Source organism: Streptomyces sp. NPDC054841 (assembly GCF_053611045.1).
The window spans coordinates 1-12,482 of record NZ_JBSGZO010000250.1 but is presented as its reverse complement, the minus strand read 5'-3'; the positions used below and the strand labels follow the sequence as shown (position 1 = coordinate 12,482).

The following is a 12,482-nucleotide window of genomic DNA, read 5'->3' as shown; positions in this document are numbered from 1 at the left end:
GGAGGAAGCACTGCTTCCCCCCGGCCCGGCGGCACGTTTCTGCTAGTGCGGCGTCAGCCCTCTTCGTGGGCGACCGCGCGGCGCGCGTCCGCGTCCAGAACGCCCCAGCTGATCAGCTGCTCGGTGAGCACCGAGGGCGACTGGTCGTAGATGACGGCGAGCGTGCGCAGGTCGTCCTGGCGGATCGAGAGCACCTTGCCGTTGTAGTCACCGCGCTGGCTCTGGATCGTCGCCGCGTAACGCTGCAACGGGCCGGCCTTCTCCGCGGGGACGTGGGCGAGGCGCTCCAGGTCCAGAACGAGCTTCGGCGGCGGCTCCGCGGCCCCGCCGGGCGTGGTGCCCGGAAGCAGCTCCTGCACCGGCACACCGTAGAAGTCCGCCAGCTCGGCGAGACGCTGCACGGTCACGGCACGGTCCCCACGCTCATAGGAACCGACGACGACGGCCTTCCAGCGGCCCTGGGACTTCTCCTCCACCCCGTGGAGCGAGAGCCCCTGCTGGGTACGGATGGCGCGGAGCTTGGCCCCGAGCTGTTTTGCGTATTCGCTGGACATATAGCTCCCCGGACGCTGTATCAACGTGCGGCTCCGCCGCGCGGCTGGTCACTCACTGTGAGGTTACGCAGCGTTACTTGGCCGCGTCAAGCCGAATGGTCCGTACGACACTCCCGAGGGGGGTGACCTGCGGTCGCGCCGGACCCTGGTACCGTGGACGGCGCAAATCCGACGTCCTTTAAGGTCCGTCCCGTGAGGCGGAGAAGGAGGTCCGTTTCGTATGGACACGAACAGCCCTGATGTCGCACGCCCTGTTCTCGAGGGCCCGGACATCGCGCGGGTACTGACCCGCATCGCCCACGAAATCGTCGAGCGCGCCAAGGGCGCCGACGACGTGGTACTCCTCGGCATCCCGACGCGCGGTGTCTTTCTTGCCCGCCGGCTCGGCGACAAGCTCGAGGAGATCACCGGCAGCACGATTCCGGTCGGCTCGCTCGACATCACCATGTACCGCGACGACCTGCGGCTCCGGCCCGCCCGTGCGCTCGCCCGCACGCACATCCCGGCCGACGGCATCGACGGCCGTCTGGTCGTCCTCGTCGACGACGTGCTCTTCTCCGGCCGTACCATCCGCGCCGCCCTCGACGCGCTGAACGACATCGGCCGCCCGCGCGCCGTCCAGCTCGCGGTCCTCGTCGACCGAGGCCACCGCGAACTGCCCATCCGTGCCGACTACGTAGGCAAGAACCTCCCGACGTCGCTGCGGGAGACGGTCAAGGTCCAGCTCGCCGAGGAGGACGGCCGCGACAGCGTGCTGCTCGGCGAGCGACGCGAGATGGGGGCTCCCCCGGCCGAGGGCCGGGGGAAGGAGACCGCCCCGGCCGGCGAGCAGTAGCACCCCCGTACGGCCCCACCCGCCCTACGGGCTCGCCTGCGCGCCCGCATGCCCGCACACCTCCACACTCCGGAGCACACCCAGATGAAGCGTCACCTCATCTCGGCCGCCGACCTCACCCGCGACGACGCCGTCCTCATCCTCGACACCGCCGAGGAGATGGCCCGGGTCGCCGACCGGCCGATCAAGAAGCTGCCCACCCTGCGCGGCCGTACCGTCGTCAACCTCTTCTTCGAGGACTCGACCCGGACCCGGATCTCCTTCGAGGCCGCCGCCAAGCGCCTGTCCGCCGACGTCATCAACTTCTCGGCCAAGGGCTCGTCGGTCTCCAAGGGCGAGTCCCTGAAGGACACCGCGCTCACCCTGGAGGCGATGGGCGCCGACGCCGTCGTCATCCGCCACCACGCCTCCGGCGCCCCCTACCGGCTCGCGAACTCCGGCTGGATCGACGGTGCCGTCGTCAACGCCGGCGACGGCACCCATGAGCACCCCACCCAGGCGCTGCTGGACGCCTTCACCATGCGCCGCCGCCTGGTCGGCCGGGACGCCGGCATAGGGCGCGACCTGGAAGGCCGCCGCATCACGATCGTCGGCGACGTCCTGCACAGCCGCGTCGCCCGCTCCAACGTCCACCTGCTCACCACGCTCGGTGCGCATGTCACCCTCGTGGCCCCGCCCACCCTGGTGCCGGTCGGCGTCGGCAACTGGCCGTGCGACGTCTCGTACGACCTCGACGACGTGCTGCCGAAGTCCGACGCCGTGATGATGCTGCGTGTGCAGCGCGAGCGGATGAACGCCGCCTTCTTCCCGACGGAGCGCGAGTACTCGCGCCGCTACGGCCTGGACGGCGACCGGATGGCTCGGATGCCGGAGCACGCCATCGTGATGCACCCCGGCCCGATGAACCGCGGCATGGAGATCACCGCCGAGGTGGCCGACTCCGACCGCTGCACGGCCGTCGAGCAGGTCGCCAACGGGGTGTCGACCCGGATGGCCGTGCTCTATCTGCTTCTCGGCGGCAACGAGCCCGCCGTCACCACCTCCCGCCCGTCGCCCACCACCCTTGACGGAAGCGCTGCGCGCACCTCTGATGCCGAGGAGACGAAGTAACCCATGAGCAAGATCCTTATCCGTGGCGCGAAGGTGCTGGGCGGCGAGGCGCAGGACGTCCTGATCGACGGCCAGACCATCGATCAGGTCGGTACGGGCCTGGAGGCGGGCGACGCCACCGTCGTGGAGGCCGAGGGCAAGATCCTGCTGCCCGGCCTGGTCGATCTGCACACGCACCTGCGTGAGCCCGGCCGTGAGGACTCCGAGACCGTCCTCACGGGTACGCGCGCGGCCGCGAGCGGCGGCTACACGGCCGTGTTCGCCATGGCCAACACCTTCCCCGTCGCCGACACCGCGGGCGTCGTGGAGCAGGTCTGGCGGCTCGGCAAGGAGCACGGCTACTGCGACGTCCAGCCGATCGGCGCCGTCACCGTCGGCCTGGAGGGCAAGAAGCTCGCCGAGCTGGGCGCCATGCACGACTCCGCCGCCGGGGTCACCGTCTTCTCCGACGACGGCAAGTGCGTCGACGACGCCGTGATCATGCGCCGGGCACTGGAGTACGTGAAGGCCTTCGGCGGCGTCGTCGCGCAGCACGCCCAGGAGCCGCGGCTCACCGAGGGCGCCCAGATGAACGAGGGCATCGTCTCCGCCGAGCTGGGCCTCGGCGGCTGGCCCGCCGTCGCGGAGGAGTCGATCATCGCCCGCGATGTGCTCCTCGCCGAGCACGTCGGCTCCCGCGTCCACATCTGCCACCTGTCGACCGCCGGCTCGGTCGAGATCGTCCGCTGGGCCAAGGCCCGCGGCATCGACGTCACCGCAGAGGTCACCCCGCACCACCTCCTCCTCACCGACGAGCTGGTCCGTACGTACAACCCCGTCTACAAGGTCAACCCGCCGCTGCGCACCGAGCGCGACGTCATGGCCCTGCGCGAGGCGCTCGCCGACGGCACGATCGACATCGTCGCCACCGACCACGCCCCGCACCCGCACGAGGACAAGGACTGCGAGTGGGCCGCGGCCGCCATGGGCATGGTCGGCCTCGAGACCGCGCTGTCCGTCGTCCAGCAGACGATGGTCGAGACCGGGCTGCTGACCTGGGAAGGCGTCGCCGACCGCATGTCCTTCGCGCCCGCCAGGATCGGACGGGCCGAGGGCCACGGCCGCGCCGTCTCGGCAGGTGAGCCCGCCAACCTCACCCTGCTCGATCCGGCATACCGTGGAAGCGTGGACCCCGCGGGCTTCGCCTCCCGCAGCCGCAACACCCCCTACGAGGGCCGCGAGCTGCCGGGGCGCGTCACCCACACCTTCCTGCGGGGCCGGGCGACGCTCATGGACGGGAAGCTGGCGTGACACCACTGATCAATCTGGCAGCCGAAGAGGTCGAGCGGAAGTCGGCGGAGGTGACCGACTGGGCCGCCCGCCTCGGCTGGGTCGCCGGGCTGCTGCTCTTCATCGCCCTCGTCTACTGGCTGATGCGCCAGGGCTGGAAGTGGCGCGGTGAGCTCCAGTCGGGGCTGCCCGAGCTGCCGGCCGCGCCGGAGTCCGCAGGCGAGCCCAGGCTGAGGCTGACCGGCCGCTATCACGGTTCGACCACCGCCGGGCAGTGGCTCGACCGGATCGTCGCCCGCGGCCTCGGCACCCGCAGCCGCGTCGAACTGACGCTCACCGACGCCGGAATCGACGTCGTACGCCCCGGGGCCACCGACTTCTTCATCCCGGCGGCGGCCCTGCGCGAGGCCCGACTCGACAAGGGAATCGCCGGAAAGGTCCTGGCCGAGGGCGGACTGCTGATCGTCACCTGGGCGCACGGCGACCAGCAGATCGACTCCGGCTTCCGCTCCGACCACGCGGCCGAGCACGCCGCCTGGGTCGAAGCCGTCAACGCAGTCCACTCGAACAACCACTTCAACACGACGGAAGGCGCCGCACGATGACGACCTCCAGCCAGGGAACCCCATCCAAGAGGGGGCTTCCCGCCGTACTCGTCCTGGAGGACGGCCGTACCTTCCGCGGCCGCGCCTACGGGGCCGTGGGGGTGACCTTCGGCGAGGCCGTGTTCTCCACCGGCATGACCGGCTACCAGGAGACCCTCACCGACCCGTCGTACCACCGCCAGGTCGTCGTGATGACCGCCCCGCACGTCGGCAACACCGGCGTCAACGACGAGGACCCCGAGTCGCAGCGCATCTGGGTGTCCGGATACGTCGTCCGCGACCCCGCCCGCATTCCCTCCAACTGGCGCGCCAAGCGCTCGCTGGACGAGGAACTGGCCCACCAGGGCGTCGTCGGCATCAGCGGCATCGACACCCGCGCCCTGACCCGTCATCTGCGCGAACGAGGCGCCATGCGCGTCGGCATCTTCTCCGGCAACGCGCTGCCCGACGAGGGCACGATGCTCGCCGAGGTGCGCCAGTCGCCCGAGATGAAGGGCGCCAACCTGTCCGCCGAGGTCGCCACCAAGGAGACGTACGTCGTCCCGGCCATCGGTGAGAAGAAGTTCACCGTCGCCGCGGTCGACCTCGGCATCAAGGGCATGACCCCGCACCGGATGGCCGAGCGCGGCATCGAGGTGCACGTCCTGCCCGCCACCGCGACCGCCGAGGACGTCTTCGCGGTCGACCCCGACGGGGTGTTCTTCTCCAACGGTCCGGGCGACCCGGCCACCGCCGACCACCCCGTGGCCGTCATGCAGGCCGTCCTGGAGCGCAAGACGCCGCTCTTCGGCATCTGCTTCGGCAACCAGATCCTCGGCCGGGCGCTCGGCTTCGGCACATACAAGCTCAAGTACGGCCACCGGGGCATCAACCAGCCCGTGCAGGACCGTACGACCGGCAAGGTCGAGGTCACCGCGCACAACCACGGCTTCGCCGTCGACGCCCCGCTCGACAAGGTCTCCGAGACCCCCTACGGCCGCGCCGAGGTCTCCCACGTCTGCCTCAACGACAACGTGGTGGAGGGCCTCCAGCTGCTCGACCAGCCGGCCTTCAGCGTCCAGTACCACCCCGAAGCGGCCGCGGGCCCGCACGACGCCGCGTACCTGTTCGACCGCTTCGTATCCCTGATGGAGGGCCAGCGTGCCTAAGCGCACCGATATCCAGTCCGTCCTGGTCATCGGCTCCGGCCCGATCGTCATCGGCCAGGCCGCCGAGTTCGACTACTCCGGAACCCAGGCCTGCCGGGTCCTCAAGTCCGAGGGCCTGCGCGTCATCCTGGTGAACTCCAACCCGGCGACGATCATGACCGACCCGGAGATCGCCGACGCCACGTACGTCGAGCCGATCACCCCCGAGTTCGTCGAGAAGATCATCGCCAAGGAGCGCCCCGACGCCCTCCTGCCCACCCTCGGCGGCCAGACCGCGCTCAACACCGCGATCTCCATGCACGAGCAGGGTGTGCTGGAGAAGTACGGCGTCGAGCTCATCGGCGCCAATGTCGAGGCCATCAACAAGGGCGAGGACCGCGACCTGTTCAAGGAGGTCGTCGAGGCCGTCAACCGAAAGATCGGCCACGGCGAGTCCGCCCGCTCGGTCATCTGCCACTCCATGGACGACGTCCTCAAGGGCGTCGAGACGCTCGGCGGCTACCCCGTCGTCGTCCGCCCCTCCTTCACCATGGGCGGCGCCGGCTCCGGCTTCGCCCACGACGAGGACGAGCTGCGCCGTATCGCCGGCCAGGGCCTGACCCTGTCTCCCACCACCGAGGTGCTCCTGGAGGAGTCCATCCTCGGCTGGAAGGAGTACGAGCTGGAGCTGATGCGCGACAAGCACGACAACGTCGTGGTCGTCTGTTCCATCGAGAACTTCGACCCGATGGGCGTGCACACCGGTGACTCGATCACCGTCGCCCCGGCGATGACGCTGACCGACCGCGAGTACCAGCGGCTGCGCGACATCGGCATCGCGATCATCCGCGAGGTCGGCGTCGACACCGGCGGCTGCAACATCCAGTTCGCGGTCGACCCCGAGGACGGCCGCGTCATCGTCATCGAGATGAACCCGCGGGTGTCCCGGTCCTCCGCGCTGGCGTCGAAGGCCACCGGCTTCCCGATCGCCAAGATCGCCGCGAAGCTCGCCGTCGGCTACACGCTCGACGAGATCCCCAACGACATCACCGAGAAGACGCCGGCCTCCTTCGAGCCGACGCTCGACTACGTGGTCGTGAAGGCCCCGCGCTTCGCCTTCGAGAAGTTCCCGTCCGCCGACGCCACGCTCACCACCACCATGAAGTCGGTGGGCGAGGCCATGGCCATCGGCCGCAACTTCACCGAGGCGCTGCAGAAGGCCCTGCGCTCCCTGGAGAAGAAGGGCTCGCAGTTCGACTTCACCGGCCCGGTCGGTGACAAGGACGAGCTGCTGCGCGCGTCGGTCCGCCCGACCGACGGCCGGATCAACACCGTCATGCAGGCCATCCGCGCCGGCGCCACCCAGCGCGAGGTCTTCGACGCCACGAAGATCGACCCCTGGTTCGTGGACCAGCTCTTCCTCATCAAGGAGATCGCGGACGAGCTCGCCGCCGCCGAGAAGCTCGACCCCGAGCTGCTCGCCGACGCCAAGCGGCACGGCTTCTCCGACGCCCAGATCGCCGCGATCCGGGGCCTGCGCGAGGACGTCGTCCGTGAGGTCCGGCACGCCCTCGGCGTCCGCCCGGTCTACAAGACGGTCGACACCTGCGCCGCCGAATTCGCCGCGAACACCCCGTACTTCTACTCGTCCTACGACGAGGAGAGCGAGGTCGCGCCGCGCGAGAAGCCCGCGGTCATCATCCTGGGTTCGGGCCCGAACCGGATCGGCCAGGGCATCGAGTTCGACTACTCCTGCGTCCACGCCTCCTTCGCGCTCAGCGACGCGGGCTACGAGACCGTGATGGTCAACTGCAACCCCGAGACCGTCTCGACGGACTACGACACCTCCGACCGCCTGTACTTCGAGCCGCTCACGCTCGAGGACGTGCTGGAGATCGTCCACGCCGAGACCCTCGCGGGCCCGGTCGCCGGTGTCATCGTGCAGCTCGGCGGCCAGACCCCGCTCGGCCTGTCGCAGGCACTCAAGGACAACGGCGTCCCGGTCGTCGGCACCTCCCCGGAGGCGATCCACGCGGCCGAGGACCGCGGCGCCTTCGGCCGCGTCCTCGCCGAGGCCGGGCTCCCCGCGCCCAAGCACGGCACCGCCACCACCTTCGCCGGGGCCAAGGCCATCGCCGACGAGATCGGCTACCCGGTGCTGGTCCGCCCGTCGTACGTGCTCGGCGGCCGCGGCATGGAGATCGTGTACGACGAGGCCCGCCTCCAGTCGTACATCGCCGAGTCCACCGAGATCAGCCCCGACCGGCCGGTCCTGGTCGACCGCTTCCTCGACGACGCGATCGAGATCGACGTGGACGCGCTCTACGACGGCGCCGAGCTCTACCTGGGCGGCGTCATGGAGCACATCGAGGAGGCCGGTATCCACTCCGGCGACTCCGCCTGCGCCCTGCCCCCGATCACCCTCGGCGGCTTCGACATCAAGCGCCTGCGCACCTCCACGGAGGCGATCGCCAAGGGCGTCGGCGTACGCGGTCTGATCAACATCCAGTTCGCGATGGCCGGCGACATCCTGTACGTCCTGGAGGCCAACCCGCGCGCGTCCCGGACCGTCCCCTTCACGTCGAAGGCGACGGCCGTACCGCTGGCGAAGGCCGCCGCCCGCATCTCGCTCGGCGCCACTATCGCCGAGCTGCGCGCAGAGGGTCTGCTCCCGGCCAACGGCGACGGCGGCACGCTCCCGATGGACGCCCCGATCTCCGTCAAGGAAGCCGTGATGCCGTGGAGCCGGTTCCGCGACATCCACGGCCGCGGCGTCGACACCGTCCTCGGCCCGGAGATGCGCTCCACCGGCGAGGTCATGGGCATCGACTCGGTCTTCGGCACGGCGTACGCCAAGTCGCAGGCCGGCGCCTACGGTCCGCTCCCGACGAAGGGCCGCGCCTTCATCTCCGTCGCCAACCGCGACAAGCGCTCGATGATCTTCCCGGCGCGGGAGCTGGTCGCGCACGGCTTCGAGCTGCTCGCGACGTCCGGCACGGCCGAGGTGCTCAAGCGCAACGGCATCAACGCCACCGTCGTGCGCAAGCAGTCCGAGGGCGAGGGCCCGAACGGCGAGAAGACCATCGTCCAGCTCATCCACGACGGCCAGGTCGACCTCATCGTCAACACTCCGTACGGCACCGGTGGCCGGCTCGACGGCTACGACATCCGTACGGCGGCGGTCGCCCGTTCCGTACCGTGCCTGACGACCGTCCAGGCACTGGCAGCCGCAGTCCAGGGCATCGACGCGCTCAACCACGGTGGTGTGGGCGTCCGGTCGCTCCAGGAACACGCGGAACACCTGACCGCGGCCCGCGACTAGCAACCGAGAGGGGGACACCGGAAACGGTGTCCCCCTCCTCATGAGGACACCGCTGAGATGTACAAATTCTTCTTCAATCTGGTCTTCAAGCGGATGGACCCGGAGGAGGCCCACTATCTGGCCTTCCGCTGGATCCGGCTCGCGGTCCGCATCCCGGTGCTGCGCACGTTCGTCGCCGCGGCCCTGGCCCCGCGCTACGAGGAACTGCGCACCGAGGCGCTCGGGCTGCGCATGCACGGCCCCTTCGGCCTCGCGGCGGGCTTCGACAAGAACGCCATCGCCATCGACGGCATGGCGATGCTCGGCTTCGACCATGTCGAGATCGGCACGGTCACGGCGCAGGCCCAGCCCGGCAATCCCAAGAAGCGGCTCTTCCGCCTCGTACCGGACCGTGCGCTGATCAACCGCATGGGCTTCAACAACGACGGCTCCGCCGCGGTCGCCGCCCGGCTCGCCGCCCGACGGGAGATCCTCAGGACGGTCGTCGGCGTCAACATCGGCAAGACCAAGGTCGTACCGGAGGAGGAGGCCGTCGGCGACTACGTGACGTCGACCGAGCGGCTGGCCGCGTACGCCGACTACCTCGTCGTCAACGTCTCCTCGCCGAACACCCCGGGCCTGCGGAACCTTCAGGCCACGGAGGCGCTGCGCCCGCTGCTCAGCGCCGTACGCGAAGCCGCCGACCGCACCGTCACCGACCGCCGCGTCCCGCTGCTCGTCAAGATCGCGCCCGATCTGGCCGACGAGGACGTCGACGCCGTGGCCGACCTGGCCGTCGAGCTGGGCCTGGACGGCATCATCGCCACCAACACCACCATCGCCCGCGACGGCCTCGGCCTGAAATCCGATTCCGTTCTGGTCCAGGAGGCCGGCGGACTGTCCGGCGCCCCCGTCAAGGAGCGCTCCCTGGCGGTCCTGCGCCGCCTGTACGCCCGCGTCGGCGACCGCATCACCCTCGTCGGTGTCGGCGGCGTCGAGAACGCCGAGGACGCCTGGCAGCGCATCCTCGCCGGTGCCACCCTCGTCCAGGGCTACAGCGCCTTCATCTACGAGGGGCCGTTCTACGCCCGCTCCATCCACAAGGGCCTGGCCGCGCGCCTGGCCGCCAGCCCGTACGCCACCCTCGCCGAGGCCGTCGGCGCAGAAACCCGAAAGGCAGCCACCCGATGAGCGCTCCGGAACCCTTCGGCACCCGCCTGCGCCACGCCATGGACACCCGCGGGCCCCTCTGCGTGGGCATCGACCCGCACGCCTCGCTGCTGACGGCGTGGGGCCTGAACGACGACATCGCCGGCCTGGAGCGCTTCACGAGGACGGTCGTCGAGGCGCTCGCCGACCGGGTGGCCGTGCTCAAGCCGCAGTCGGCGTTCTTCGAGCGCTTCGGCTCGCGCGGCGTCGCGGTCCTGGAGAAGGCCGTCGAGGAGGCCCGGGAGGCCGGCGCGCTGGTGCTGATGGACGCCAAGCGCGGGGACATCGGCTCGACCATGGGCGCATACGCCGAGACGTATCTGCGCAAGGACGCGCCGCTGTTCTCGGACGCGGTGACGGTCTCGCCGTACCTCGGCTTCGGCTCGCTCCGTCCGGCGCTGGACCTGGCCGTCCTGAACGGCTGCGGTGTCTTCGTCCTCGCCCTCACCTCCAACCCCGAGGGCGCCGAGGTGCAGCGCTCGACCGCGGCCGGCGGCGTCTCGCTGGCCCAGCTCATGCTGAACCACATGGCCGACGAGAACGCGGGTGCCTCGCCGCTCGGCTCGGTCGGCGCGGTCGTCGGGGCGACGCTCGGTGACGCGGGCGTCGACCTGGACATCAACGGTCCCCTCCTCGCCCCTGGCATCGGAGCCCAGGGCGCGACCCCGGCCGACCTGCCGGGCGTCTTCGGCGCGGCCGTGAGGAACGTGGTCCCGAGCGTGAGCCGTGGCGTGCTGCGGCACGGCCCGGACGTGGCGGCGCTCCGCGAGTCGGCGACACGTTTCGCCGAAGAGGTGCGCGCGGCGGTCGCGGACGCCTGACCGGGGCGCTTGACCGGAGCACGTGACCGGGGCGGCAGATCGCCTCACCGGGGGCGCTCACCGGCGGTTTCTTGACAGAAACCTGGTTGTTATGTCTGGAATATCCTGGTCGAGCGATGCTGACCAGGACTTTTCCGCTGTTCTCGCTGACTGGAGCGTTCCAGGCCGCTAGTCTCCGTCGAGAGTCAGCGTTGCAGCGGTCATTGCGTTGCTCGTTGCTCGCCTGGTGTGGGGCGATTAGGTTCCTCACCGGTCCGTATCCGACAGTTCGACATCCGAGGTGACGTAGGCGTGGCTCTTCCGCCCCTTACCCCTGAACAGCGCGCAGCCGCGCTCGAAAAGGCCGCCGCGGCTCGCCGGGAGCGGGCCGAGGTCAAGAATCGACTCAAGCACTCCGGCGCCTCGCTCCACGAGGTCATCAAGCAGGGCCAGGAGAACGACGTCATCGGCAAGATGAAGGTCTCCGCCCTGCTCGAGTCCCTCCCCGGCGTGGGCAAGGTCCGCGCCAAGCAGATCATGGAGCGGCTCGGCATCTCCGAGAGCCGTCGCGTCCGAGGTCTCGGCTCCAACCAGATCGCCTCTCTTGAGCGCGAGTTCGGCGGCGGCGCCGCCTGACGTTCTCGGGCACTCCCGAGAACCTGGATAATCGCTGCATGGCAGCAGAGGTACGTCCGCGGCTGACCGTGCTCTCCGGCCCCTCCGGGGTGGGCAAGAGCACGGTCGTCGCCCATATGCGCAAGGTCCACCCCGAGGTCTGGCTCTCGGTGTCGGCCACCACACGAAAGCCGCGCCCCGGCGAGCGCCACGGTGTCCAGTACTTCTTCGTCACCGACGAGGAATTCGACAAGCTGGTCGCCAACGGCGAGCTGCTGGAATGGGCAGAATTCGCGGGCAATCGCTACGGCACACCGCGCCGGGCGGTCCTCGACCGCCTGGAGGCGGGCGAGCCCGTCCTGCTGGAGATCGATCTCCAGGGCGCCCGGCAGGTCAAGGAGTCCATGCCGGACTCGCAGCTGGTCTTCCTCGCCCCGCCGAGCTGGGACGAGCTGGTCCGCCGGCTCACCGGCCGCGGCACCGAGGCCCCCGATGTCATCGAGCGCCGACTCGAAGCCGCGAAGATCGAACTGGCCGCGGAGTCGGAGTTCGACACCACCCTGGTCAACACCTCCGTCGAGGACGTGGCCCGTGAGCTGCTAGCCTTGATGGCAGTTGTTTGATCTTTGTTTGATTTCCCAGAAGTTTCTTCGGAAGGCTAGAGCGTGTCCTCTTCCATCACTGCGCCCGAGGGCATCATCAACCCGCCGATCGACGAGCTCCTCGAGGCCACTGACTCGAAGTACAGCCTCGTGATCTACGCGGCCAAGCGCGCGCGTCAGATCAACGCGTACTACTCGCAGCTCGGTGAGGGCCTGCTGGAGTACGTCGGTCCGCTGGTGGACACCCACGTCCACGAGAAGCCGCTCTCGATCGCCCTGCGTGAGATCAACGCGGGTCTGCTGACCTCCGAGGCCATCGAGGGCCCGGCTCAGTAACCGGCCCGGCTTTTCGGCACCCGCCCGGCTTTACCGCGGCCGGGGTCCGGGGGTCGGTCCCGGAAAGTGCAGTACCACAGGCCCGGCGGCGCATCCGCCGGTCCTGTGGTGTGTCATAG

At 69.9% G+C, this 12,482-nt stretch carries 12 protein-coding genes; 11 read left to right on the top strand and 1 reads right to left on the bottom strand.

All coding sequences use genetic code 11. From position 1 onward, the window contains the following. Positions 1-53: 53 nt before the first annotated feature. Entirely contained in the window at positions 54-554 is a 501-nt protein-coding gene (gene bldD, locus ACWGI8_RS27690; RefSeq protein WP_017945577.1) for a transcriptional regulator BldD, read from the bottom strand. Between the two features lie 220 nt (positions 555-774). Here bldD and pyrR point away from each other — a divergent pair, with 220 nt between their 5' ends. The 11 genes from pyrR (at position 775) to rpoZ (ending at position 12,363) form a co-directional block, all read left to right on the top strand. After that, a complete protein-coding gene (pyrR, locus tag ACWGI8_RS27685) occupies positions 775-1,389 on the top strand; it encodes a bifunctional pyr operon transcriptional regulator/uracil phosphoribosyltransferase PyrR (protein ID WP_453664921.1) in 615 nt (204 codons plus the stop codon). Positions 1,390-1,473: 84 nt separating this feature from the next. Next, a complete protein-coding gene (locus tag ACWGI8_RS27680; protein WP_453664920.1) occupies positions 1,474-2,499 on the top strand; it encodes an aspartate carbamoyltransferase catalytic subunit in 1,026 nt (341 codons plus the stop codon). Between the two features lie 3 nt (positions 2,500-2,502). Then, positions 2,503-3,789, top strand: a complete 1,287-nt coding sequence (locus tag ACWGI8_RS27675) for a dihydroorotase (RefSeq protein ID WP_453664918.1) — start codon at positions 2,503-2,505, stop codon at positions 3,787-3,789. Beyond that, entirely contained in the window at positions 3,786-4,373 is a 588-nt protein-coding gene (locus ACWGI8_RS27670; protein WP_453664917.1) for a PH-like domain-containing protein, read from the top strand. The genes ACWGI8_RS27675 and ACWGI8_RS27670 overlap by 4 nt, the downstream gene beginning before the upstream one ends. After that, complete coding sequence (gene carA, locus ACWGI8_RS27665; protein ID WP_453664916.1) at positions 4,370-5,521, top strand: glutamine-hydrolyzing carbamoyl-phosphate synthase small subunit; 1,152 nt, start codon at positions 4,370-4,372, stop codon at positions 5,519-5,521. Before ACWGI8_RS27670 ends, carA begins: the two co-directional genes overlap by 4 nt. Further along, positions 5,514-8,822: a carbamoyl-phosphate synthase large subunit gene (carB, locus tag ACWGI8_RS27660; RefSeq protein WP_453664915.1), complete on the top strand. Its 3,309-nt coding sequence runs from the start codon at positions 5,514-5,516 to the stop codon at positions 8,820-8,822. The genes carA and carB overlap by 8 nt, the downstream gene beginning before the upstream one ends. 57 nt (positions 8,823-8,879) lie before the next feature. Further along, positions 8,880-9,992, top strand: a complete 1,113-nt coding sequence (locus ACWGI8_RS27655) for a quinone-dependent dihydroorotate dehydrogenase (protein WP_453664913.1) — start codon at positions 8,880-8,882, stop codon at positions 9,990-9,992. After that, positions 9,989-10,831, top strand: coding sequence for an orotidine-5'-phosphate decarboxylase (gene pyrF, locus ACWGI8_RS27650; RefSeq protein WP_453664911.1), 843 nt, complete (start codon positions 9,989-9,991; stop codon positions 10,829-10,831). Before ACWGI8_RS27655 ends, pyrF begins: the two co-directional genes overlap by 4 nt. A 291-nt stretch (positions 10,832-11,122) precedes the next feature. Beyond that, positions 11,123-11,446 carry an integration host factor gene (locus ACWGI8_RS27645; RefSeq protein ID WP_005319887.1) on the top strand — a complete coding sequence of 108 codons (324 nt, stop codon included), beginning with the start codon at positions 11,123-11,125 and terminating at the stop codon, positions 11,444-11,446. A 38-nt stretch (positions 11,447-11,484) separates the two neighbouring features. After that, positions 11,485-12,048: a guanylate kinase gene (gmk, locus tag ACWGI8_RS27640; RefSeq protein ID WP_453664909.1), complete on the top strand. Its 564-nt coding sequence runs from the start codon at positions 11,485-11,487 to the stop codon at positions 12,046-12,048. Positions 12,049-12,090: 42 nt separating this feature from the next. Then, on the top strand, positions 12,091-12,363 hold the full coding sequence (rpoZ, locus tag ACWGI8_RS27635; RefSeq protein WP_005319902.1) for a DNA-directed RNA polymerase subunit omega: 273 nt from the start codon (positions 12,091-12,093) through the stop codon (positions 12,361-12,363). Positions 12,364-12,482 lie beyond the last annotated feature (119 nt).